This window comes from Kutzneria buriramensis (assembly GCF_003387475.1).
GTDB classification, from domain to species: domain Bacteria; phylum Actinomycetota; class Actinomycetes; order Mycobacteriales; family Pseudonocardiaceae; genus Kutzneria; species Kutzneria buriramensis.
Map to the genome: position 1 here is coordinate 83,811 of NZ_QUNO01000018.1, position 25,429 is coordinate 109,239.

At 71.1% G+C, this 25,429-nt stretch carries 16 protein-coding genes; 15 read left to right on the forward strand and 1 reads right to left on the reverse strand.

The window, feature by feature from the left end; genetic code table 11:
* The 9 genes from BCF44_RS41450 to BCF44_RS59520 all read left to right on the forward strand — a co-directional run bounded on the left by BCF44_RS41450 (position 1) and on the right by BCF44_RS59520 (position 18,143).
* Positions 1–2,505, forward strand: a complete 2,505-nt coding sequence (locus tag BCF44_RS41450) for an FtsX-like permease family protein (RefSeq protein WP_246016110.1) — start codon at positions 1–3, stop codon at positions 2,503–2,505.
* A gap of 47 nt (positions 2,506–2,552) precedes the next feature.
* Positions 2,553–4,055, forward strand: a complete 1,503-nt coding sequence (gene dop / locus BCF44_RS41455) for a depupylase/deamidase Dop (RefSeq protein ID WP_116179986.1) — start codon at positions 2,553–2,555, stop codon at positions 4,053–4,055.
* Between the two features lie 93 nt (positions 4,056–4,148).
* Positions 4,149–4,343: a ubiquitin-like protein Pup gene (locus tag BCF44_RS41460; RefSeq protein ID WP_116179987.1), complete on the forward strand. Its 195-nt coding sequence runs from the start codon at positions 4,149–4,151 to the stop codon at positions 4,341–4,343.
* Between the two features lie 55 nt (positions 4,344–4,398).
* Positions 4,399–5,232, forward strand: a complete 834-nt coding sequence (gene prcB, locus BCF44_RS41465; RefSeq protein ID WP_116179988.1) for a proteasome subunit beta — start codon at positions 4,399–4,401, stop codon at positions 5,230–5,232.
* A 40-nt stretch (positions 5,233–5,272) separates the two neighbouring features.
* Positions 5,273–6,028: a proteasome subunit alpha gene (gene prcA / locus BCF44_RS41470; protein WP_116179989.1), complete on the forward strand. Its 756-nt coding sequence runs from the start codon at positions 5,273–5,275 to the stop codon at positions 6,026–6,028.
* Between the two features lie 257 nt (positions 6,029–6,285).
* Positions 6,286–10,599, forward strand: coding sequence for a LamG domain-containing protein (locus BCF44_RS41475; RefSeq protein ID WP_116179990.1), 4,314 nt, complete (start codon positions 6,286–6,288; stop codon positions 10,597–10,599).
* Positions 10,600–10,622: 23 nt separating this feature from the next.
* Positions 10,623–17,066, forward strand: a complete 6,444-nt coding sequence (locus BCF44_RS41480; RefSeq protein WP_147328833.1) for an RHS repeat-associated core domain-containing protein — start codon at positions 10,623–10,625, stop codon at positions 17,064–17,066.
* 2 nt (positions 17,067–17,068) lie between these two features.
* Positions 17,069–17,776 carry a hypothetical protein gene (locus BCF44_RS41485; RefSeq protein ID WP_116179992.1) on the forward strand — a complete coding sequence of 236 codons (708 nt, stop codon included), beginning with the start codon at positions 17,069–17,071 and terminating at the stop codon, positions 17,774–17,776.
* A 10-nt stretch (positions 17,777–17,786) separates the two neighbouring features.
* Positions 17,787–18,143, forward strand: a complete 357-nt coding sequence (locus tag BCF44_RS59520) for a DUF7919 family protein (RefSeq protein ID WP_446685241.1) — start codon at positions 17,787–17,789, stop codon at positions 18,141–18,143.
* 52 nt (positions 18,144–18,195) lie between these two features.
* On the opposite strand, the gene BCF44_RS41495 is transcribed toward BCF44_RS59520, so the two are convergent.
* Positions 18,196–19,581, reverse strand: coding sequence for a bifunctional phosphatase PAP2/diacylglycerol kinase family protein (locus BCF44_RS41495; RefSeq protein ID WP_116180139.1), 1,386 nt, complete (start codon positions 19,579–19,581; stop codon positions 18,196–18,198).
* 115 nt (positions 19,582–19,696) lie between these two features.
* On the opposite strand from BCF44_RS41495, the gene pafA reads away from it, so the two are divergent.
* The 6 genes from pafA to BCF44_RS41525 all read left to right on the forward strand — a co-directional run bounded on the left by pafA (position 19,697) and on the right by BCF44_RS41525 (position 25,422).
* Positions 19,697–21,055 carry a Pup--protein ligase gene (gene pafA, locus BCF44_RS41500; RefSeq protein ID WP_116179994.1) on the forward strand — a complete coding sequence of 453 codons (1,359 nt, stop codon included), beginning with the start codon at positions 19,697–19,699 and terminating at the stop codon, positions 21,053–21,055.
* 304 nt (positions 21,056–21,359) lie between these two features.
* Positions 21,360–22,346 (forward strand): helix-turn-helix transcriptional regulator, encoded by a 987-nt coding sequence (locus BCF44_RS41505; RefSeq protein ID WP_116179995.1) that lies wholly within the window; start codon positions 21,360–21,362, stop codon positions 22,344–22,346.
* Positions 22,343–23,317 carry a helix-turn-helix transcriptional regulator gene (locus tag BCF44_RS41510; protein WP_116179996.1) on the forward strand — a complete coding sequence of 325 codons (975 nt, stop codon included), beginning with the start codon at positions 22,343–22,345 and terminating at the stop codon, positions 23,315–23,317. The genes BCF44_RS41505 and BCF44_RS41510 overlap by 4 nt, the downstream gene beginning before the upstream one ends.
* Positions 23,318–23,378: 61 nt before the next feature.
* Positions 23,379–23,621 (forward strand): hypothetical protein, encoded by a 243-nt coding sequence (locus tag BCF44_RS41515; protein WP_211353467.1) that lies wholly within the window; start codon positions 23,379–23,381, stop codon positions 23,619–23,621.
* The gene (gene tatC / locus BCF44_RS41520) at positions 23,618–24,565 is read left to right on the forward strand and encodes a twin-arginine translocase subunit TatC (RefSeq protein ID WP_379796771.1); all 948 of its coding nucleotides are present in this window, start codon (positions 23,618–23,620) and stop codon (positions 24,563–24,565) included. Before BCF44_RS41515 ends, tatC begins: the two co-directional genes overlap by 4 nt.
* Entirely contained in the window at positions 24,562–25,422 is an 861-nt protein-coding gene (locus BCF44_RS41525; RefSeq protein ID WP_116179998.1) for a diacylglycerol/lipid kinase family protein, read from the forward strand. Before tatC ends, BCF44_RS41525 begins: the two co-directional genes overlap by 4 nt.
* Positions 25,423–25,429 lie beyond the last annotated feature (7 nt).

Consider the following 25,429-nt stretch of genomic DNA (forward strand, 5'->3'; position numbering starts at 1 on the left):
GTGAACCCAAGGATCGTCACCCGACTCGCCCTGTCGGATCTGCGCGGCCATCCCGGCCGCACCCTGCTGCCGGGCCTGGCGCTGCTCGTGGGCGTCGCCTGCCTGATCGCGTCCCTGATGCTCGGCGACGCCATGAGCGACGCCTTCAAGGCGGGCGCGGAGCGGGTGCCGCAGCCGGTCGGTGTGGTGGTCTCGACGGTTCCGGGCTCGAACACCCAGCCGCCCGATCTGACGCAGGTGGCCAAGCAGCTCACCGGTGTCGGGGGCGTGGCCAAGGTCGTGCCGGTGCAGCAGGTGAACGTCGACATGCTCGACGCGAACGGGCGCGCGCTGCCGGAGCGGATCCAGGCGGCGATCGACGCGGGCGACCCGTCGCTGAACCGGTACGCCCTGGCCGACGGCCACACGCCGGCCGCCGACGGCGAAGTCGTGGTGGACAAGGTCACCGCCTACCAGCGCCACCTGGCCCCCGGCACGAAGGTGACGCTCGCGGATGCGGCGGGCCGCCCGATCCAGGTGACGGTCAGCGGTGTGACGCAGATGGGCTCCAAGGGCGACCAGCCGTTCCTGATCGTCGGCAAGGACCTGGCGGCCAAGCTCAATCCGAACTTCCAGACGTCGGAACTGGACCTGCTGCTGACGCCCGGCACCAGCGACGTGACGATGCGCGGCAACCTGGCCCAGCAGCTCGGCAGCGGTCTGAGCGTGACGACCGCCGACGGCGAGCGGTCCATCCAGGGCGGCAACAACACGCTGCGGGTGCTGCTGTTCCTGTTCAGCATCCTGGCCATGGCCACCGCGGTGTTCGTCGCCGGCGCCACCTTCCGCGCCGTATACCTGCAACGCCAGAAGCAGACGGCGCTGCTTCGCTGCGTCGGTGCCGACCGCGCGCCGATCGTGTGGGCCAACCTGATCGAGGCGACCATCACCGGCGCGTTGGCCGGCGCGGTCGGGGCGCTGCTCGGTGGGGCCGTCGCCCGGGCGCTCGGCTGGATCCTGGACGTGACGGGCGTGTCCTCGATGCTCGGGACGGTCCAGCTACAGCCGGCGGCGCTACCAACCATCGGATACCTCATCACCGGCATCCTCGTGGCGGCGGCGCTCAGTGCGTTCGCCGCTGTGCGGCCGTCCCGAGCCGCCGCGCGCGTGTCGCCGCTGGCTGCGTTGCGTCTCGCCGGCGAGGCGACGCCGGAGCGCCGTGCGGTCCGTGCGCGGTTGGTGCGCGGCTGGCTGTTGGTCGCCGCCGCCGTCCTGTTCGCGCTCGGCGCACTCGCCACCCAGCGCACCGTGCCCTCCCCGTTCTTCGCACTGTTCTCCGGCATCGCGGCGGTCGCCGGCATCTTCGGCTCGTTCGGCCCGTACGTGGTGCCGAGGATCGGGCGCGCCATCGGCTGGGTGGCCGGCAAGGCGTTCGGCCCGCACGTGCGGCTCGCCGGCATCGAGCTGGGGCGCGTGCCGCAGCGGGCCGCCTCCGTGGCGATGCCGCTGGTGCTGGCCAGTGCCATCGTCGCCGGCACGGTCGTGCTCATCGGCACCGCCCGTGACGTGGCGTTCTCGCACGGCGGGATCCAGAGGCCGGACGCCCAGATCCACGACACCGGCCAACGGCCGCTCGGCCCGGACGTGCTCAAGGCCGCCCAGCAGCCCGAGGTCGACCAGCTGCTGCCGGTGAGCTCCGCCGAGAAGGACATCACCGTCGCCGGCAAGCCCGCGTCCGTCGCCGGCGTCGACCCGGCCAAGCTCACGGCGTACCTCCAGTCCAAGCACCAGCCCGCGGCGCCGCAGTTCGGCACGGACTCGGCGCTGCTCGAATCGTGGCTGATGGACGAATGGCACGTCGGCGTCGGCCAGCAGGTCACCATCGACGGCCTCCCCGGCGGGTCACGCACCGTGACTATCGCGGGCACGGTGCCCGACGTCAGCATCGGCTTCGCCGGGGTGGTGGTCGGCGACCCCGCCATCGCGCCGGTCAGCTCGATGCTGGTCAGCGTCAAAGCCGGCTTCGACCAGGGCGCCTATCGCAACGCCGTGCTCGGCGCCCTGCCCAACGCGCCGACCGTCGAGGTGGAGACGGCGTCGCAGAGCGACGAGGCGACCCAGCGCAACCTGGACCTCGGCGCCGTCATGCTGATGGTGCTGCTCAGCCTGAGCGTCGCCGTCGCCGTGACGGGCATCGGCACCGCCCTGAGCATCTCCGTACAGGAACGCCGCAAGGAGGTCGCGCTGCGGCGGGCCCTCGGCGTCACCCGCATGGGGGTGACGGCCGGCATCCTGGCCGAGGCGGTGCTGCTCGCGCTGAGCGGCCTGATCGGCGGCGTCGTGCTCGGAACCGTGTACGCGGAGCTGCTGATCGCCGGTCTGGGCGTGCACACTTGGCCGACTCTGCCCTGGGGCCAGTTGGCGATCGGGGGACTTGCGGTGGTCACGCTGGCTGTGCTTGCCGCCGTTGTGCCTGCTCGGACGGCCTCGCGGGTGCTGCCGGCGGCCGGGCTGGCCAGTTCGTGAGTCCGGTCACCGGCTCGCGTGTCGGCGTGAGGTCGTAGGCTGCTGACATGCGGCGGATCATGGGCACCGAGGTCGAGTACGGCATCTCCGTACCCGGCGACCCGACGGCCAACCCGGTGTTGACCTCGACCCAGGTGGTGTTGGCGTACGCGGCGGCGGCGGAGATTCCGAGGGCGCGCCGCGCCCGGTGGGACTACGAGGTGGAGTCGCCGCTGCGGGACGCGCGCGGCTTCGACCTCGGGGCGCCGGGCGTGCCGCCGTCGGACCCCGACGTGGAGGACCTCGGCGCGGCCAACGTCATCCTGACCAACGGCGCGCGGCTCTACGTCGACCACGCGCACCCCGAGTACTCCGCGCCCGAGGTGACCAACGCCCGCGACGCGGTCATCTGGGACAAGGCCGGCGAGCGGATCATGGAGGAGGCCGCCATCAAGGCCGCCTCCGTGCCCGGCCAGCCGCGCCTGCAGCTGTACAAGAACAACGTGGACGGCAAGGGCGCCAGCTACGGCACCCACGAGAACTACCTGATGTCCCGCAGCACCCCGTTCACCGCGGTGATCGGCGGCCTGACCCCGTTCTTCACCTCGCGCCAGGTGGTCACCGGCTCCGGCCGGGTCGGCATCGGCGCCTCCGGCGACCACGCCGGCTTCCAGCTGTCCCAGCGCGCCGACTACATCGAGGTCGAGGTCGGCCTGGAGACCACGCTCAAGCGCGGCATCATCAACACCCGCGACGAGCCGCACGCCGACGCCGACAAGTACCGCCGGCTGCACGTCATCATCGGCGACGCCAACCTGGCCGAGTACTCCACGTACCTCAAGGTCGGCACCACCGCGATCGTGCTGGACATGATCGAGTCCGGAAAGCGCTTCGACGACCTGCGGCTGGCCGACCCGGTGCGGGCCGTGCACACCATCAGCCACGACCCGACGCTGAAGGCCACCGTCGAGCTCACCGGCGGCCGCAAGTTCTCCGGCCTGGACATCCAGTCCGCCTACCACGAGCGGGCCGCGGCGTACCTGGAGTCCGAGGGCAGCGGCGACCGGGTGGCCGCGCACGTGCTCAAGACCTGGGGCGAGGTGCTGGACGCGCTGCGCCGGGACCCGATGGAGTGCGCCGACCGGCTGGACTGGCCGGCCAAGCTGCGGCTGCTGGAGGGCTTCCGCAGCCGGGACAACCTGGCCTGGGGCTCGCCCCGGCTCCAGCTGGTCGACCTCCAGTACGCGGACGTGCGGCTGGACAAGGGCCTGTACAACCGGCTGGTGACCCGGGGCTCGATGAAGCGCCTGGTCAGCGAGGAAGAGGTGCTGGCGGCCGTCACGACGCCGCCGGAGGACACCCGCGCCTACTTCCGCGGCCGCTGCCTGGAGCGGTACCCGACCTCGGTCGCGGCGGCGTCCTGGGACTCGGTGATCTTCGACATCGGCCGCGAGTCGCTGGTGCGGATCCCCACCCTGGAGCCGCTGCGGGGCACGAAGGCGCACGTCGGGGCGCTCCTGGAGGCCGCGAACACCGCCGAGGAGCTGGTGGACGCCCTCACCAGGGGGTAGACACGCGTTGATCACGACCCGAGTGGCTGAAGGACGAATGTCAGTGCCGCTGGGTAGTGTTGAAGCAGGCCAACCAGTCACCGGGAGGCGGCCATGGCTCAGGAACAGGTTCAGCGTCAGGGCGGGGGCGACGGCGACGAGGGCGCCGACGGCGCCACCGCCGCGGGTCAGGAGCGCCGGGAGAAGCTCGGCGAGGACGTCGACGCCATCCTCGACGAGATCGACGACGTGCTCGAGGAGAACGCCGAGGACTTCGTGCGCGCCTACGTGCAGAAGGGCGGCGAGTAGGGCCAGCGCCCGACCCGCGACCAGTTATCACCGGCGGCAGGAGAAACAGCACTACATGGAGCACAACTCGCAAGCGGGCGCGGCGCTGCCGGCGGCCTATCTGGCGCCGGGCACGTCGTCGTTCGTGGACTTCCTGCGCGCACAGGCGCCCGAGCTGCTGCCGTTCAACCGGGTCGCGCCCGGCGCTCGGCCGCTCGAACTGGCCCACGGCACCACGATCGTCGCCGTCGCCTACAAGGGCGGCGTGCTGATCGCCGGCGACCGGCGGGCCACCCAGGGCAATGTGATCGCGCACCGGGACATGGACAAGGTCTATGTCACCGACGAGTACTCCGCGGTCGGCATCGCCGGCACCGCGGGCCTGGCCGTCGAGATGGTCCGGCTGTACCAGCTCGAGCTGGAGCACTACGAGAAGCTCGAGGGCGTCACGATCACGCTGGACGGCAAGGCCAACCGGCTGGGCGCGATGATCAAGGGCAACCTGGAGGCGGCCATGGCCGGCCTCGTGGTGCTGCCGCTGTTCGTCGGCTACGACGTGGACGCGCCCGACCCGGCGCGGGCCGGCCGGATCGTCACCTACGACGTCACCGGCGGGCGGTTCGACGAGCACGCCGGCTACCACTCCATCGGCTCCGGCTCGGTGTTCGCCAAGGGCTCGCTGAAGAAGCTGTACGACCCGGACGCGGACCAGGACGCGGCCGTGCGCACGGCGATCGAGGCGCTCTACGACGCCGCCGACGACGACTCCGCGACCAGCGGGCCCGACATGGTGCGCCGGATCTTCCCGGTGGTCATCACCGTCAACGGCGCCGACGGCGCGGTGCGGCTGTCCGACGAGGTGACCGCCCAGGTGTCCGAGGCGGTCGTCGCGGACCGCACCCGCGGCTGAGGTCCGCCGCGATGTACCCACGAACCACAGGAGCCGCACAGTGACGTTGCCGTTGTACGCATCCGCCGAGCAGGTGATGCGGGACCGCTCGGAGCTCGCCCGCAAGGGCATCGCCAAGGGCCGCAGCGTCGTCGTGCTCACCTACACCGACGGCGTGCTGTTCGTCGCCGAGAACACGTCGTCCACGCTGCGCAAGGTGTCGGAGATCTACGACCGGATCGGGTTCGCCGCGGTCGGCCGGTACAGCGAGTTCGAGAGCCTGCGGGTGGCCGGCGTGCGGCACGCCGACCTGCGCGGGTACCAGTACGACCGGCGGGACGTGAACGCCCGGTCGCTGGCCAACGCCTTCGCCGGCCTGCTCGGCTCGATCTTCACCGAGCAGATCAAGCCGTTCGAGGTCGAGGTGTGCCTGGCCGAGGTCGGCGCCTCCTACGGCACCGACCAGCTCTACCGCCTCACCTACGACGGCTCGATCTTCGACGAGCCCAAGTACGTGGTGATGGGCGGCCAGGCCGACGCCATCTCCGCCGCGCTCAAGGACTCCTACCAGGACGACGCCTCGCTCGCCGACACGCTGCGCGTCGCCGTGAACGCGTTCGACGCCGGCAGCCCCGCCACCAACAGCGACCGTTCGCTGGAGGTCGCCGTGCTCGACCGCAAGCGCCCCCGGCGGGCCTTCCGGCGCATCCAGGGCACCGTGCTGGCGGAGCTGCTCGACTCCACCAAGGCCAAGCCCGAGGAGCCCGCCGCACCTGCGGAGGACACGAGCACGGGGGACTCCGGCAAGGAGAGCTGAACCACGTTTTCCAGCGGGCCCGTCGGCGATTCGCCGGCGGGCCCGCCGCGTCGTGCCCCCGGCACCTGCGAAAACGGCGCCGCGATTCTCGTCGACCGGCCCTTTCGTTCTTATTGTCCGTTTGTTCCGCCCTTGCGTGAGCTTTACGCCTTTTGGCCTCTTTGCTGGCGGGCGCCGATCCGGTGAGGATGACCTGGGTTGTGCTCCTGGCGCGGCTTCGATGAGCCGTGACCAGTCACAAAGGGGGAAGGAATCTCATGGCTGTTGTCGGGCTGCCGCGCGCCCTTTTCCGGGTGCGCGTGCTTCTGGGAGCCGCGGCGCTCGCCGCCGGATCCCTGCTGACGCCGGTGGCCGCGGCCCCGGCCTCGGCCGCCGCGATACCGGATCAGGCGCCGACCGAGACGCAGGCGCAGCAGTACGCCAGACAGGGGCACAAGAACGTGCTCGTCACCTCCCGGCTGAGCGAGACCGAGGAAGTCTCGGCTCAGCCGGACGGCTCGCTGGTGTGGCGGCAGTACACCCGGCCGGTCCGGGTGCGGCGCGGGAACCAGTGGGTGCCGGTGGACACCACGCTGGCGGTGCGGCCGGACGGCAGTATCGGGCCCAAGGCGTCCACACTGGACATCTCGCTGTCCGCGGGCGGCCCCGGCTCGGCCGCGCGGCCGCTGGTGAAGCTGGGCAACAAGGGCGCGGAGGTCGGTCTCACGTGGACCGGCGACCTGCCCAGGCCCACCCTGGACGGCGCCACCGCCACGTACCCGGAGGTGTGGCCGGGCGTGGACCTGGCGGTCACCGCCGACTCCATGGGCTTCTCCGAGGTGCTGGTGGTCAAGACCGCCGAGGCCGCGAAGAACCCGAAGCTGAGCAGGATCACCTTCGGCACGTACACGAGCAACACCCAGGTCCGGGCGCGCGCCCAGGCCGCGCCCGGCGGCGACCTCCAGGTGGTGGACGCCTCCGGCGCTGAGGTCTTCGCCGGCGACGCCACCCGGATGTGGGACTCCTCGGGCCAGGGCAGCAAGGCCGAGCAGGTCACCGGCGGCGCGGACGGCGCCCGGCGCGCCGGCATGCGCGCCGACGTCACGCCGACCGGCGTCGACGTCAGCCCGGACCAGGCCTTCCTCGCCGACAAGGGCACGCACTTCCCGGTCTACATCGACCCGGAGTACTTCTGCTCCAACACCTCCTGGTGCGGCATGCAACACCACGTCGTGGTGCAGTCGGGCTACCCCGACGCGCACAACTTCGACGCCACCGGCGGTTCCCTTGGCGAACTGCTGACCGGGTACGAGAACTCCGACCCGGCGCACATCTCGCGCTCCTACCTCCAGATGAACACCGCGCCGATCATCGGCAAGTCCATCCACTGGGCGCACCTGAACACCACGGTGACGCACACCTGGAACTGCTCGGGCACCACCGACAGCGAGCTGTGGTGGACCGGCGGGATCGGCGGCGGGACCACGTGGAACGCGCAGCCGGGGTGGAACCAGAAGATCTCCACCGCCAACGTGGCCAACTGCCACGACGCCGGCAACGTCACGCAGGTCTTCGAGGCCTCCGACATCGTGCGCCGGGCCGCGGCCGAGGGCTGGCAGGCCGGCACCTTCATGATCAAGTCGACGGTGGAGAACAGCGTCTCCGGCTGGCGCAAGTTCGGGCTCAACCCCTACCTCGAGGTCGCCTACGACTCGCCGCCGAACAACCCCACCAACCACGCCATGGCCAACGGGGCGCTGCCCTGCGTGAAGGGCGACAACCGGCCCTGGGTGGACACGCAGCAGCCCGAGGTGCAGGCCACTGTGTCCGATCCGGACGGCGGCAGCCTGAGCGTGCAGGTCGCGACCAGCGGCGGGACCTACGGGCACGACACGCCCAACAGTTACCACGACAACGCCGCCAACCGCTTCTGGGTCGGCACCCCGGGGCCGAACCAGGGCGCGACCGCGCAGTACACGATCCCCGACGGCTGGATCGGCGGCGACGGCATCTACAAGTGGGCGATGAAGGTCGGCGACGGTGAGCTGGATTCCCCGCGCTGGGACTGGGACTGCGAGTTCACAGTGGACACCGCGGTGCCCAAGGCACCGACCGTGGCGCTGACCGGCCAGCAGCCGCAGCTCCAGGGCGACCCGGTGACGTTCAGCGTCTCCGTGCCGCTGGCCAACGCGGGGCTGGACGACATCGACCGGTTCGTCTTCACCACCGACGGCAGCGACCCCAGCGTGCAGGGTTCGCCGGTCGCCAACCGCAACCCCGGCCTCGACGCCAACGGCAACGTCACCGCCACGGTGAACGCGACCGCCGTCAACGGCAACCAGAACCTGATCCGGGTCAAGGCCGTCAGCAAGACCAACAAGCCCGGTCCGAACGGCGCCTGCGTCGCCGGCAACGGCCTGGACGCCGCCGCCTGCGCGTACATCGTGCAGCCGCTGACCCCGGAGAAGGGGTTGGCCGGTGCGTGGGCCCTCGATGACGCGGGCGGCACCACCGGCGCGGACAACGTGGCCGCGATTCGGTCGGACGCGACCCCGCACCCGGTGACCCTCAACGGCGACGCGACCTGGTCGCTGGGGTACAGCCGCGGCAACGGCTGGACCCAGCCCGACCAGAACGGGAGCAAGGACGGCGTCAAGGGCGGCTTGGTGTTCAACCGCACCGGCTACCTGGCCACCGCCGGCCCGGTGCTGGACACCACCAAGTCGTTCACCATCTCGGCGTGGGCGATGCTGGCCGATGCCAGCCCCAACAGCTACCACGCCGTGATCGCGCAGGACGGCAACGTCAACAGCGGCGCGTTCATCGAGTACTCCTCGGACGCGGCGACGTGGACCTTCAACCTGCCCAGCACCGACACCACCAGCCCGTACAATCCGCGGGTGGCGGCCAAGGCCCCGCCGCAGATGAACGTGTGGACGCACCTGACCGGCACCTACGACGGCGAGACCGGCCTGGCCACGCTGTACGTCAACGGCGCGAAGCAGAACAGCCTGGTGCGCAAGGGATACGCGTCCAACGGCCCGCTCACCATCGGCGGGTTGCAGTGGAACGGCGCGCGGGCCAGCCTGTTCGCCGGCTTCATCGACGACGCCCAGGTGTGGCAGCGGGTGCTGTCCGACGCCGAGGTGCACGCGCTGGCCACGGCCGGCGTGCCCCGCGCCCAGTACGGGCTCGGCGAGGGCGCGGCGTCGCTGCTCACCACCGGTTCCACCAACGACGGCGGCAACTTCACGCCCGCCCCCGTGCCGAGCCTGCAGGGGTACTGGAAGCTCGACGAGGGCAGCGGCACCACCGCCGCCGACGTCGGCAACAGCGGCAGCGGCCTGGCCCCGCACCCGCTGACGCTGTCCGGCGGCACGTCCTGGGTGCCCGGCAAGTCCGGCACCGCCGTGCACCTGGACGGCACCGGCTACGGCCAGACCAGCGGTCCGGTGGTGGACACCAGCCGCTCGTTCACCGTGTCGGCCTGGGCGAAGCTCGATGACGTCAACGGCTACTACGGCGTCGCCGGCCAGCCGGCCAAGCCCGGGGGCGTGCCCGGCTTCCTGATGCGGTACTCGCCGGACGTCAAGGCGTGGATCTTCGGCGTGAACAGCACCCCGCAGGACGACCACGCGGCCGCGCAGATGAACTGGACCTACCGGCCCAACTCGGTGACCACCGCCGGCGACTGGACGCTGGTCACCGGCGTGTTCAACAGCGAGACCAAGAAGCTCCAGATGTACGTCAACGGCAAGCTCACCGGTGACACGGCATTCGGCGGCGCGCCGTGGACGGCCGGCGGCCCGCTCACCGTCGGCGGCTACGACATCGGCGGGATCACCCACCAGTTCAAGGGTTCGCTGGACCAGGTGCAGGTGTGGCAGCAGGCGCTGAGCGCCTCGCAGATCGCCGGCCTGGCCGGACAGTCCTTCCAGGACGCCGTGTGGAACGTCAACGGCAACACCGCGCCGGGCACGCCGTCCGGGTCGGTGTCCGAGGTGGCCGACCAGCGCGACGCCGCCGACGCCCAGTTCAACTACAACGCCACCGTCGGTCTGCAGCGGCCCGACACCTTCCGCACCGACAACTCATTCACCGTCGAGGCCTGGGTTCGCCTGGACGCTCCCGACGGCGACGACAACACCCGGGCCGTCGCGGCGATGGACGACGCCAGCGGGTACAGCCCGTTCATGTTCGGGTACCGCAAGGACACCCAACCCGTGGGCAAGTGGGCCTTCGGCCTGTCCTGCGACCAGCACCAGGCCTGCCTGAACTTCGCGTGGAGCGACGCCAAGGCCGACCGCGGGGCGTGGACGCACCTGGCCGCCACCTTCGACCGCGCGGCCAACACCGTCTGCCTGTACGTCAACGGCCAGCGGCAGTCCACCTGCGCGACCGCCACCGCGCCGTACAACGGCAGCGGGTCGCTGCGGCTCGGCGCGGGCCAGTGGAACGGCGGGTCGCTGGTGGACAACTGGTACGGCGGCATCGCCGGGTTCCGGGTGTACTCCGGGGTGCGCACCCCGGACCAGATCAAGGGCGACCGCACCGTGGACGACCCGGGCAACCTGTTCGGGGTGAAGCACTGATGCGGGTGGGGGGATTCCGGAAGATGAGCAACACTCGAAGACTGCCGTGGGCCAGGGCGGCGATGGCCGCCGTGGTCGCGGTGGTCATGGTCGTGGGCGAGACCCAGGCCGTCGCCGCGCCCAAGGGCGGCTGGCACGGGCTGGGCTGGGACCTGCCCGATCTGCAGAAGCCGATCAACGTGGCCGGCGCCGCCGACAAGGCGCATCCGTTGCCGCCGAACAAGACCAAGGACTCCGCGCTCAAGACGCCGCCGAAGGTCAGCTGGCCGGAGGCCGAGCGGGACGACGTCGAGCTGCCGGCGACCACCGCCGGCCGGGCCGTGCCGAACGCCGTCAAGGCCGGCACGTCCCCGGTGACGGTGACCCGCGGCCACGGCCGTGACACCAACGGCAAGTTCAGTGCCAAGGCCGGCGCCGCGCCGGCCGCGCACGACAAGGGCACCGTCCGTGTGGAGACGGTGGACCACTCCGTCGCCGCGAAGGCGAAGATCTCCGGCACGCTGGTGCACCTGACCCCGGTCGCCGGGGACACCTCCGGCCCGGTGTCGGTGGACCTGGACTACTCGGCGTTCACCGACGCCTACGGCGGCGGCTACGGGGCGCGGCTGCGCTGGGTGTCGTACCCGGACTGCGTCCTGACCACGCCGGAGAAGCCGGCCTGCGAGGTGCCGACGCCGATCGACTCGGCGAACCAGGAGCAGAACCACCACCTCGTCGGCGAGCTGACGCTGGCCCCGCAGAAGCGGGCCGCGGCGGCCGCCGCGGACGGGGGCAGTGGCGGCGGCGGTACGGTCGTCGGCGCCACCTCGGGCCCCAACTCCGGGGGCGGTGACTTCTCCGCCACGTCGCTGTCCCCGGCCGGTTCCTGGTCGGCGGGCAGCTCCTCCGGCGACTTCTCGTACACGTACCCCCTCGGCCTGCCCGCCCCGCCCGGCGGCACCGCGCCGCCGCTCAAGCTGACCTACTCGTCCGGCGCGGTGGACGGCCTGACGTCGGCCACCAACAACCAGCCGTCGGTGATCGGTGACGGCTGGGAGCTGTCGGGGGCCGGCTACATCGAGCGCAAGTTCTCCTCGTGCGCCACGGATCTGGGCGGCAACAACGGCCAGACCAAGACCGGCGACCAGTGCTGGGGTACGGACAACGCCACCTTCGCCCTCGGCGACCGCTCCGGGCAGCTGGTCAAGGACGCCGCGACGGGCGCCTGGCACCCCAAGAACGACGACGGCTCCAAGATCGAGCACCTGACCGGCGCCAGCAACGGCGACGACGACGGCGAGTACTGGAAGATCACGACCACCGACGGCACCCAGTACTTCTTCGGCCGCAACCACCTGCCCGGCTGGCACGACGGCCTGCCGGAGACGCAGTCGACGTTCACCGAGCCGGTGTTCGGCAACAACCCCGGCGAGCCCTGCTACAAGGACGGCGATTTCGCCGGCTCCGCGTGCACGCAGGCGTACCGCTGGAACCTGGACTACGTGGTCGACCCGCACGGCAACGCGCAGGCCTACTACTACCAGCCGGAAATCAACTTCTACGGCCAGGACAACAACTACACCACGCCCGGCGTGCAGTACACGCGCGGCGGCTACCTGACCAAGATCGAGTACGGCTTCAACGTGAACGTGCCCGGGGCCGGCGTGTACGACGCCGCCCCCGACCGGGTCGTGTTCGACACCACCGAGCGTTGTGTGCCCGGCGGCGCGGTCACGTGCGATCCGGGGCAGCTGTCCAAGGACACCGCCAACTCGTGGCCGGACGTGCCGGCCGACGAGATCTGCAACTCCGGCGACGTCTGCAAGAACAACATGAACCCGTCGTTCTTCACCCGGCGCCGGGTCACCGCGATCACCACCCAGGCAGCCGGCGTCGACGTCAACCGCTGGGACCTGGCCCAGTCCTTCCCACAGACCGGCGACGGCTCGCCCAACGCGCTGTGGCTGGACGGCATCACCAGCACCGGGCTCACCGGCGGCAGCCTCTCGCTGCCGCAGACCACGTTCATCGGCACAGCCATGCCCAACCGGGTGTTCCCCGGGCAGAACAACCTGACCGGCATCACCCGCAACCGGATCACCTCGGTGGTCAACGAGCAGGGCGGCGTCACGTCGGTCGACTACACCGCGCCGGACTGCAAGGGCGGAACTCCCGCGCCGGAGAACAACTCCACGCGCTGCTACCCGACTTTCTGGTCGTACCAGGGCAATTCCGAGCCGCAGATCGACTGGTTCAACAAGTACCTGGTCACCGACGTCCACGAGGACGGGCGGACCTCGCTGTCGCAGCAGACCCACACCCACTACGACTACGTGGGCGGCGGGGCCTGGCACTACGACGAGTCCCCGCTGGGCGACCCGAAGTACAAGACGTGGTCGGTGTGGCGGGGCTTCGGCACCGTGCGCACCACCAAGGGCGATCCGGACGACCCGGCCGGGCCGCCGTCGGTCACCCAGACCACGTTCCTGCGGGGCATGGACGGCGACCCGCAGCCGTCGGGGACGCGCAGCGTCTCGGTCGGCGACTCGCTGGGCGAGAACATCGTCGACAGCAACCAGTTCCGCGGCATGACGCGGGAAACGCAGCAGTTCCTGGACGGCAAGCCGATCTCCGGCACCATCACCGACCCGTGGAGCTCCGGGGCCACCGCAACCGGGAACGGCATGCAGTCGTTCCTCACCGGCACCGCGGCGACCCGTCAGCGCGCCTGGATCGCCGCCACCGGGCAGTGGCGTACCACCCGCACCGCGACCAGCTACAACAACGAGGGTCTGGCCGTCGCGGTCGAGGACGACGGTGACGTCACCGATCCGTCGCAGGCCAACTGCACGCGTACCAGCTACGCCTACAACACCGGCGCCTGGATGCTCACCTTCCCGAGCCAGGTGCAGAAGGTCACCGGCCCCTGCGTCGGCTCGAACCTGGCCGGCAGCGGCAACATCATCTCCGACACCCGGACGTACTACGACAACAAGGGTCTCGGCGCCGGGCCCACCACTGGGAACATCACCAAGACCGACAGCCTCAGCGGCTGGCCGGCCGGCGCGGCCGAGGCGTTCGTGTCGGCCGGCACGACATTCGACACCTACGGGCGGGTCAAGTCCAGCACGGATGAGCTGAACCGCACTACGCTCACCGACTACACGCCGACCACCGGCGCGCCGACGAAGATCACCACGACCAGCCCCTCGCTGGGCGGCTCCGTGGGCAGCCTGACCGGCGTCAAGGTGTACGACGCCCCGTCCGGCCTGATGATCGGCATGGTGGACCCGAACGGCCGGGTCACGAGTGCCAGCTACGACCCGCTCGGCCGGATCACCGCCGTCTGGCGACCCGGCCACGACAAGGACCACAGCGGTCCGGCCGACGTCAAGTATGGGTACTCGATCTCCACGGACAAGCCCAGCGTGCAGTCGACCGGCACGCTGCAGTCCTCCGGCGGCTACGCCGTCACGTACAACCTGGTCGACGGTCTCGGCCGCACGGTCCAGACCCAGGCGCCGACCCCATACACCTCGGGGCGCGTCGTCAACGACACGCTGTTCGACTCGCAGGGTCGGCAGTGGAAGATGCACAACGCCTACTGGAACGGGGATTCCGGGCCGACCGGGAACCTGCTGACCGTGCTGGACCCGGCGGTGCCCAGCACCACCGTGCTCCAGTTCGACTCGGCAGGCCGGCAGACCGCGGCGATCTCGTTGCGGGACAACACCGAGATCGCGCGATCGACCGTCCGCAACGACGGTGACCGCACCACCACCATTCCGCCCGCCGGCGGCACCGCCGAGACCGTCGTCAACAACGCCCGCGGGCAGATGACGCAGCGGCTTCAGTACCGCGATCCCGCGCACACCAATTTGGGCGACCCGGCCGACACCACCAGCTACACCTACAACCCCGCCGGGCAGCTGGCCACGGTCACCGACAGCACCGGCAAGAACGTGTGGTCGTACAGGTACGATCCGCGCGGGCAGCAGATCTCCGTCACCGATCCGGACAGCGGGACCAGGACGGCCAGCTACGATCCGGCCGGGCAGCTTCTGTCCGCAACGGACGGACGCGGCAAGACCGTCGCCTACAGCTACGACGTGCTCGGCCGGCGGACCGGCGAGTTCGAGGGCACCACGGCTGGGCCGCAGCTGGCGTCGTGGAGCTACGACTCCCTGCTCAAGGGCCTGCCCAGCCGGACCATCCGATACGTCAACGGGCAGCCCTACGCGGCGACTGACGTCTCCGGCTACGACAATGCCAACCGGCCGACCGGCAGCAAGGTCACCATCGTCGGTGAGCCGGGACTGGCCGGGACGTACTCGTTCCCCGTCACCTACGACCCCAACACCGGGCAGGTCGCCACGTCGACCAGCCCCGGGGTCGGCGGGCTGCCGGAGGAGACGATCTACCACGGGTACGACGCCTACAACAACCCGACGACGACCCTGGCAGCCAGCACCGGCGGCGTGACCACGTCGCTGGTGTCCGAGACCGACTACAGCCCGTTCGGGAAGGTGCTGCGCGAGAACTTCGCCGCCGCCACCGACCCTAAGCAGGTTTCCACGACCAACACCTACGACGACGCCACCGGCCGGCTGGCCAGCACCTTGTCGGTGCGAGCTACGACCAGTGCCCCGCAGGTCGTCAACCGCAACTACGGTTACGACGCCGCCGGCAACGTCACCAAGATCGCCGACACGCCGGACGGCAGCGGTTCGGACGTCCAGTGCTTCGCAACCGACTACCTGCGGCGGCTGACCGACGCCTGGACCCCGGGCAGCGGCAAGTGCGAGGACCCCCGCAGCGCCACCGCGCTCGGCGGCGCCGCGCCGTACTGGACGAGTTGGACGTACGACCAGACCGGCAACCGGTTGACCCAGACTCAGCACACCGGGGCCGGCGACACCACGGCGACCAGCACCTACCCGGCCGCCGGCGCCAAGCAACCGCACACGGTGCAGTCCGTCCAGACCGCCGCGCCGTCGGGCACCAGCACGGTCGGCTACACCTACGACAACGCTGGCAACCTGCTGACCAAGGACAAGCAGACCTTCGGCTACGACGCCGAGGGGCATGTCACCACCGCCACCGGGCTGGACGGCAAGCCCGTCAGCTACGTCTACAACACCGACGGCTCCCGGCTCGTCACCAAGGACTCGTCCGGCACCACGCTCACCGTGGACGACCTGGAGCTGTTCGTGCCCGCCGGGTCGACCACCGCCCAGGGCACGCGGTTCTACACCCACGGCGGGACCAAGGTCGCCGAGCGCAACGCCAAGGGCCTGACCTGGGTGCTGTCCGACGCCCACGGCACCAGCGTGGCCCAGGTCAACGCCGGCAACCTCGGGGTGGCGCGGCGCTACCAGGATCCCTTTGGCAACGGCCGCGGTCCCGCACCCGTGGCCTGGCAGGACAAGCACGGGTTCCTCGACGGGCAGCAGGACGCCACCGGGCTGACCAATGTCGGGGCACGAGACTACGACCCGACCACTGGCCGGTTCACCCAGGTCGACCCGCAGTTCGACCTGAGCAACCCGCAGTCCTGGAACAACTACTCCTACAGCGCGAACAACCCGGTCACTTGGACCGACCCCAGCGGCCGGGGCTTCTGGGACGTGCTCGCGATCGTCACCGTCGTGGTGATCGTGGTCGTCGTGCTGGTGGCCGTCACGGTGACCACGTGCGGCGCCGGCGACGTCGCCCTCGCGGGGGCTGCCGAGGCCGGTCTGGCCATTGAGGACGGAGCTGTCGCCACCGAGGCCGGTGTCGGCACCGCGGAGGCCGCCGCGCCCGAGGTCACCACGACCACGGAGATGGTGCCGGAAACCGAGACGTCGACCGAGACCACGGTCACCACCGAGGTCAACTCGGAGGCCGCGGCCGAGCCCGCCGCCCCCGAGAACGCGGCGACCACCGAGGCCGACACGGCCGAGTCGGCCAGCAACGAATCGGCCACCTCGGAGTCCGAGCCCAGCACCGAGGCCAAGCCGGAGACCAACGAGAGCGCGCCCAAGTCGGAGGCCAAGGAGGAGCCGTCCGAGCCGCAGGCGAAGAACAAGGCCGACGACGACACCGTCAAACGGCTCGACGACCGGCGGCTGGAGATCAAGGACAACGCGCCGAAGAGCAAGCGGCCCGGCACCGTGTCCGAGATGAAGACGCCGAATCCCGAGGACCCCGAGGGCGATCCGCTCACGTACGAGGGCCGATCCGGTCGGACATCGACGGACACGGTGCACCCGGATCTCAAGGAAGTGCTGGAGCGGAACAACCATCCGCACGGCGGCTGCGGCGAGATCGACTGCCTCAATCAGGCGTACGAGGACGGCGTGCCAGTGCGCGGGTCGGTGATCACCACCATGGGCATCCTGTCCAAGCGGATCGGCCGCGCGCTGGACGGCGTCATCATGAGCCCCTGTCCGGCGTGTGCCAGAGTGCTCGAGGATCTCGGCGTCGACTGGTTGATTGGTGGATAGCGATGAGTGAGCTCCTGCGGTCCGGCTCCGGACTGTCGGAACGGGCGGTCCGCTTCCTCCGGGCGAACGCGACCGAACACGACTGCCGGTGGGACGCGGACGAGGACCGAGGGGACGCCGAGGAGGTCGCCGGCCACTACGGACTGGCCGTCGACAAGGTGCTGGCACGGCTGGCCGAGCTGCGGGAGCGGTTCGGCGGGCTGCGCTACGAGAGCCGGTCCTGGTCGTTCGAGGAGGTGGTGATCTTCGCGCCGGCGCTCGACTTCGACGAGGAGGACAACGAGCCGAGGGTGATCCTGCTCGAACACACCGTGGCCCATCCCTTCGGCGTGTGGGCGACGTTGGACGGCGCGGTCGACTACATGTTCCCCAGCGAAGACGGCGCCGACTACGTCCGCGTGTTCGACCGGCCGGAGAGCATCGTCGAGGCGGACGCCCTGCACTGGGAGTGCGCGGACTGGACCGAGGTCGGCGCCGGCCGCCTGGAGTGGGCCGACGAGGTCGAGGACCGCGCGCGGGCCCTGCCGCTGATCGACGCCGGCTCCGGGTCGACCGAATGGTGGTGGCAGGGCGACGGGTTCCGGGTGCACGTGTGGCGGACCTACGCCAAGGTGTTCAACCGGGACAAGGCCACGCGTTGGGCCGTATGGGGCAGCGATCCGTCCGGTGCGGACAACGCCCGGCAGTTCCTTCGGGAGGCAGGGGTCTAGGAATCGGTGGGTGTCCTGCTGTCTGCGGGACACCCACCGATTTCGTATCCCGCGCGGAGTTCGCCGACCGCCTGTTCGAACGCTGTCACTCGGATCGGCATGCTCAGACGCGCGGGCTGAGGACTGCACGATCTGTCGGCAGGCCGGCATTGACGAGTGGCCGGTGGTGATGGAACGAGGCGGTGTCCGGCTGACGATGGGCAGGGCCGACGTTCGGGTGCCGGACGGGGAGACCTGGCTGGTAGCGCCGGATCTCGTTTACCACTACGTGGTGAAGCACGACGACCTGCCGCCGAGCCGGTTCGTCGAGGCGGCGATGTCGGACGCGCGGATCGACGCCTCCGTCGAACCGGCGAACGGCGGCTGACCTCTGCCTGAAACCTACATTCGGTGTGTCTGTGGGCGCGACTCGCGGGGGTTCAGCGGTAGACGGTGAGGGCGGTGGGGCGGGACTCGAAGTGGAAGAGGCGGCCCTCGGGGTGGACCTCGCCGTCGGTGGCCAGCGCGACGGGGCGGCCGTGCACACGGACGTCGACCTCGGGCAGGTCGACCTGGCGGTAGGTGTGGCTGCGGTGCAGCGCGCCGGCGACGGCGGCCAGCACGAACCGGGTGCGCGAGAACGGGATGTCGGCGCTGATGTAGCGGACGTCCAGCAGGCCGCTGTCCAGGCGGTGCCGGGTGGCCGGGGCGAAGCCCTTCGGCATGTACGGGTTGTTGCCGACGAAGATCATCCACACCTCCTCCCGGCGGCCGTCCAGGGTGACCACCAGCGGCTCGGCCTCGTGCAGGACCCGTACCAGCGCGTACGCCCCGGCGGGCCACTTGCCCCAGCGCTTGGCGTGCTTGTCACGCAGCCGCACCAGGTCGGGATAGCCGCCGAGGCTGGCGGTGTTCAGGAAGATCGACGGTTCGCCGCCGTCCACGGCGACGGATCCCAGGCCGATGGTGATGCCCTCGCCGGATTCGGTGGCGGTGCGGCTCTGCTCCAGGCTCTCCACCCCGATGTCGCGGGCGAAGTGGTTGAGGGTGCCGGCGGGCACCACGACCAGCGGCAGGCCGTGCGCGGCGGCGACCTCGGCGACGGCCGAGACGGTGCCGTCGCCGCCGGCCGCGCCGAGCGCCCGGACGTCGGTGAGGTCCAGGTCCCGCAGGTCGTCGATGCGGATCACGTCGGCGCGAGGCCAGGCGGCCTTGATCTCGACCGCCGGATCCGTGTCGTCGGGGCCGGAGTTCGGGTTGGCGACGACCGCCAGGCCCTGGCCGTCGGGGAGGACCGGCGTGCGGACGCGGTCGTCGGACAGGGCCGCCTCGCCGACGCCCAGCGGCCACCAGCGCTGCGTGAGCATCCCGACGCCGACCCCGATCGCCGCCCCGAACATCACGTCGGTAGGCCAGTGCACGCCGGTGTGCACGCGCGAGTACGCCACGGCGGCGGCGACCGGGGCGACGAACGCGGCCGCGGTCGGCGACTCCAGGGCGACGGCCGTGGTGAAGGCGGCCGCTGACGCGGCGTGGCCGCTCGGGAACGACGACGACGTGGGGCGGCGGGTCAGCCGCCGGGCCACCGGGACCAGGTCGGCGGCCGGCCGGCGGCGCGGAAAGACCCGCTTGCCGACCAGGCTGGCGGTGAAGCTGGCGCCGGCGATGGCCACCACCCCGCGCAGGGCGGCGCGCCGGCCCCGGCCGGGGATGGTGGCGAGCACCGCCGCCGCGGTGAACCAGATCAAGCTGTGGTTCGCCGAGGTTGACAGCCTCTTGACGAAGAAGTCGGCGCGGGACGGCTTCAACGCCGCCGACCTGCGCATCAGGGCCTCATCGAGCCGGTTCACGGAGGGCACGTTATGCGAAGGTAGCCGAATTTTCGGGTCGATCCCCGAACGGCGCACGGTCAGCCGGCGTCGGACCGCCTACTGTGAACATATGCAGCGGCGGATCTTCGGAATCGAGACCGAGTTCGGGGTGACCTGCACGTTCCACGGGCAGCGTCGGTTGTCACCCGACGAGGTGGCGCGGTACCTGTTCCGGCGCGTCGTGTCGTGGGGACGCTCGTCGAACGTGTTCCTGCGCAACGGCTCGCGCCTGTACCTGGACGTCGGCTCCCACCCGGAGTACGCGACCGCCGAGTGCGACGAACTCACGCAGTTGGTCACGCACGACAAGGCCGGCGAGCGGATCCTGGAGGACCTGCTCGTCGACGCCGAGCGGCGGCTGGCCGACGAGGGCATCGGCGGCGACATCTTCCTGTTCAAGAACAACACCGACTCGGCCGGCAACTCCTACGGCTGCCACGAGAACTACTGCGTCGCCCGGGCCGGCGAGTTCTCGCGGATCGCCGACGTGCTGCTGCCGTTCCTGGTGACCAGGCAGCTGATCTGCGGCGCCGGCAAGGTGCTCCAGACCCCGCGCGGCGCGGTGTACTGCCTGTCCCAGCGGGCCGAGCACATCTGGGAGGGCGTGTCCAGCGCGACCACCCGGTCCCGGCCGATCATCAACACCCGCGACGAGCCGCACGCCGACGCCGAGCGCTACCGGCGGCTGCACGTGATCGTCGGCGACTCGAACATGTCCGAGGTGACCACCCTGCTCAAGGTGGGCAGCGCCAACCTGGTGCTGGAGATGATCGAGCAGGGTGTGCAGTTCCGGGACTTCAGCCTGGACAACCCGATCCGGGCGATCCGGGAGATCAGCCACGACCTGACCGGCCGGCGGCTGGTCCGGCTGGCCGGCGGGCGGGAGGCCTCGGCGCTGGACATCCAGCGCGAGTACCACGCCAAGGCCGTGGAGCACGTCGCCTCGCGCACCAGCGACCCGACCTCGCAGCGGGTGGTGGAGCTGTGGGGCAAGGTGCTCGACGCCGTCGAGCAGCAGGACCTGTCCAAGATCGACCGGGAGATCGACTGGGCGGTCAAGCACCGGCTGATCGAGCGCTACCAGGCCAAGCACGGCCTGGAGCTGTCCAGCCCGCGCATCGCCCAGCTGGACCTGGCCTACCACGACATCCGCCGCGGCCGGGGCATCTTCGACCTGCTCCAGCGCAAGGACCTGGTGCACCGGGTGACCGACGACGGCGAGATCGAGGCGGCCAAGGACACCCCGCCGCAGACCACCCGGGCCAAGCTGCGCGGCGACTTCATCGCCGCCGCCCAGGCCGCCGGCCGGGACTTCACCGTGGACTGGGTGCACCTCAAGCTCAACGACCAGGCCCAGCGCACCGTGCTGTGCAAGGACCCCTTCCGCGCCGTCGACGAGCGAGTGGAACGCCTCATCTCCAGCCTCTGACCGAACCCCCGCGAGTCGCGCTCTCGGACACACCGAATGCGCCTCTCGGGCACACCCCCGCGAGTCCCGCCCAGCGTCACACCGAAACACGGCTCCCGGCACACCCTCGCGAGTCGCGCCCAGCGCCAGACCGAAATGCGGTTTCCGGCAGATCCGAGATCCCGGTCTCGGATGTGCCTGAGAGCGTGTTTCGGTGTGCCTGAGAGCGCGACTCGCCGGGGTCGTGCGACCGGATGGACCATTCGTCCGGGCGCGGTGGGGGTTGCGCGGACACGGTGGGCCGGGACGGCGCTAGGGTGCTGAGGTGTCCATAGCCCGTGCCGAACGTCTCGTCAACCTGGTGCTGTGCCTGCTGTCCACCCGGCAGTACCTCACGGCCGACCGGATCAGGACGATCGTGCCCGGCTACCCCGAGGACGCCAATCCCGAGGCGTTCTACCGGATGTTCGAGCGGGACAAGGCCGAGCTGCGGGACCTGGGCATCCCACTGGAGACGGGCCGGAACAACCCCTTCGACGCCGCCGAGGGCTACCGCATCGCCCGCCGCGACTACGAGCTCGGCGACATCGACCTGGAGCCGGACGAGGCGGCGGCGGTGGCGCTGGCGGTGCGGCTGTGGGACTCGCCGGAGCTGACCGGCGCGGCCGAGGTGGCGCTGCTCAAGCTGCGCGCGGCCGGCGTCGACGTCGACCAGGCCGCGCCGGCGGTGGTGGAGCCGCGGGTGCGGACCAGCGAGCCGGCGTTCGCGACGCTGCTGGCGGCCGTGCAGACCGGACGGGTGGTCACCTTCGACTACCGCCGGCCGGTGCCGGCCGAGGTGCGCACCCGGACCGTGGAGCCGTGGGGCGTGGTGTCCTGGCGCGGACGCTGGTACCTGGTCGGGCACGACCGCGACCGCCGGGCGGCGCGCTGCTTCCGGCTGTCGCGGATCGTCGGCGACGCCAAGGCGGTCGGCAAGCCCGGCGTGGTGCAGGCCCCGCAGGGCGAGGACCTGCTCGGCTACGTGAAGGGCATCGAGGACGACAGCGGCCAGGGCACGCTGGCCCGGCTGTGGGTGGCCAAGGGACAGGCGCAGGGGCTGCGCCGGCGGGCCCGCGTGGTCGGCGCGGACGTGGTGGACGGCATCGAGGGCGACCTGCTGGAGATCGAGTTGAACCTGCCCGAGTCGGCCGCCGGCTGGATCGCCGGCTTCGGCGCGGACGTCGAGGTGCTGGAGCCGGAGATACTGCGCAAGTCGGTGTACGAGCGGCTGCTCGGCGCGCTGGCGGCGGCCGAGGGGAGAGCGTCGTGAGCGCCGGCGGGACCGATCGGCTGACCCGGCTGCTGGCGCTGGTGCCGTACCTGATCGCGCGTCCCGGCATCCGCGTCGACGAGGCCGCGGCCGACTTCGGCGTGACGGCCCGGCAGCTGCGCAAGGACCTGGAGCTGCTGTGGATGTGCGGGCTGCCCGGCTACGGGCCGGGTGACCTGATCGACCTGTCCTTCGAGGGCGAGACGATCACCGTCACGTTCGACGCCGGCATGAACAAGCCGCTGCGGCTGACCGGCGCCGAGGCGACCGCCCTGCTGGTGGCGCTGCGGGCGCTGGCCGACAGCCCGGGCGTGGCCGACACCGAGGCCGTCCGGCGGGCGTTGGCCAAGGTCGAGGCGGCCGCGGGGGCGGCCCAGCCGGCCGGCGTCGTGGTCGGGCTGGCCGCGCCGGAGGCCGAGGCCACCGCCGAGGTGCGGGAGATCGTCCGGGACGCGTTGTCCCGCCGGCGGGCACTGTGGATCCGGTACTACACGGCGTCCCGCGACGAGATCACCGAGCGGGTCGTGGACCCGATGCGGGCGCTGCTCGTGGAGGGCCGCAACTACCTCGAGGCCTGGTGCCGCGAGGCCGCCGACGTGCGGCTGTTCCGCCTCGACCGGATCGACGCCATCGAGGTGCTCGACGAGCCGGCCGCGCCGCCGCCGTACGCGGAGCCGACCGACGTGTCGGCGGGCCTGTTCCAGCCCGAGGCCGGGCAGCGGTCGGCCGTGCTGCGGCTGGAGCCCGACGCCCGGTGGATCTCCGAGTACTACGCGGTCGACGCCGTCACCGAGCTCGACGGCGGCGCCTGCCGGGTGGTGATGCGGTACACCGACCCGATGTGGATGGCACGGCTGGTGATCGGCACCGGCGGCCTGGCCGTCGCCGAGGGCCCGGCCGACCTGGTGGACCTGATCCGGGAACGCACCTCCGCCGCGCTGCACCGCGCCGGCCGCCAGCTCGCCGGCTGAACGGGCACCGGGGAAGGCGGTCCCTACCTGGGCGATACGGGCGAACCGTTACCGTGTGCACGTGGTGTACGTCATCGGCGCGTTGGTGATCGTCCTGGGACTGCTGTTCCTGGCGCGGACCCTGCTGCGCACTCTGCGCAAGGCCGCCCGGCTGCGGGCGACCGCCGCGCGGGCCAAGGCCGACCTCGCCGACCGGCGGGGCCTGCTCCGGGCCCGCATCGCCGCGCTGGGTGTGGCACTGGCCCGACGCCGTAGGATCTACAGGGAGCTACAGGCGGCGGACGCTGAGGGGCGGCACCGGTGACGTCCGAGAAGAAGACGGAACGCAAGAGCAAGAAGCGGCGTCGCAGCCGTCGGCAGAACCCCGACGGCACGATGACCCTGATGGAGCACCTGTACGACCTGCGGTACCGGCTCGGCATGGCGCTGCTGGGCGTGGGCATCGGTGCGATCATCGGCTTCGTCTGGTTCGAGTGGTTCCCGTTCAACGCCCTGCCGACGCTCGGCGAACTGCTGATCAAGCCGTACGACGCGATCCCGGCCAACCTGAAGCTTCCCGGCACCGAGGGCAAGCTGCTGGCCAGCGGCCCGTTCGAGGGCTTCATGGTGCGCCTGCAGATCGGCGCGGCGGCCGGCGCGGTGCTGTTCAGCCCGATGTGGCTGTACCAGCTGTGGGCGTTCATCACCCCGGGCCTGTACGCCAAGGAGAAGAAGTTCGCCCGGATCTTCGTCGGTTGCGCGGTCGTGCTGTTCGTCGGCGGCGCGGTGATGGCCTACTTCGTCGCTCCCGAGGCGCTGACCGTGCTGTCCAGCGTCAGCTCCGCCGAGTTCCTGACCGCGCTGACCGCGGACAAGTACATCTCGTTCATGCTGGCGCTGCTGGTGATCTTCGGCATCAGCTTCGAGCTGCCGCTGCTCGTGGTGATGCTGAACAAGGTCGGCATCCTGCCGTACGAGAAGCTGAAGAAGTGGCGCCGGGGCATCATCTTCGGCCTGTTCTGCTTCGCCGCGGTCGCCACGCCCGGCCAGGACCCGATCTCCATGTGCGTGCTGGCCGGCTCGCTGACCCTGCTGTTCGAGGTGGCGGTGCAGATCTCCCGGCTCAACGACCGGCGCAAGAACACCGAGAACGAGTGGGCGAACCTGTCCGACGACGAGGCCTCGCCGCTCAACTACGACCCGCAGCCCGAGACGGCCACACCGGAGTCCGAGGTCCGGGCCACCGCGTACGACGACGACGCCACGTGACGGTAGCGCTGCTGGTGTGCCCCGCGGCCGGGCTCGGTGCCGCCGGGCGCGTGGCCGGCACGGTGGCGAGCCGCCTGCGTGAGGCCTGTGGTGACGTACGGCTCCTGGTCGCCTCCGACGCCGAGGGCACGACCAGGCTGGCCCACGCGGCCGTACGGGACGGCGTCGATGTGCTGGCGGTGCTCGGCGGCGACGGCGCTGCGCATGCGGGTGTACAGGCGTGTGCCGGTACGAAAACGGCACTTGCTGTCATCCCCGCCGGCACCGGCAACGACTTCGCCCGTGCCCTCGACCTGAGTCTCGACGGCGTCGTCGAGGCACTGCGCGCGGGCAGGCGGCGCGCGATCGACCTGGGCCGGGTGCAGAGTGGCGCGTGGTTCGGCACGGTGCTGTGCGCCGGCTTCGACTCCGCCGTCAACGAGCGCGTGAACCGGATGCGGTGGCCCCGCGGGCCGAGGCGGTACGACCTGGCCATCGTGCTGGAGCTGGCGCAGCTCCAGTCCCGGCCGCTGACCGTGCGCACGCCCGCCGGCGAGACGGAGCTGGAGGCGACGCTGATCGCCATCGGCAACACGCCGTTCTACGGCGGCGGCGTGCCCATCTGCCCGGACGCAGATCCCGGCGACGGCCTGCTCGACGTCACCATCGCGGGGCGCGCCAGCCGGTCCGAGCTGATGCGGATCCTGCCCAAGCTGCGCACCGGGCGGCACGTCGACCACCCGGTGGTGACCACCATGCGCGCCAGCTCGGTGTCCATCGCCGGCAACGACTGGATCGGCTACGCCGACGGTGAGCGCCAGCGCGAACTGCCGCTCACCGTCGAGTGCGTGCCGAGGGCCCTGACCGTCGTGGCTTAGGGGGCCG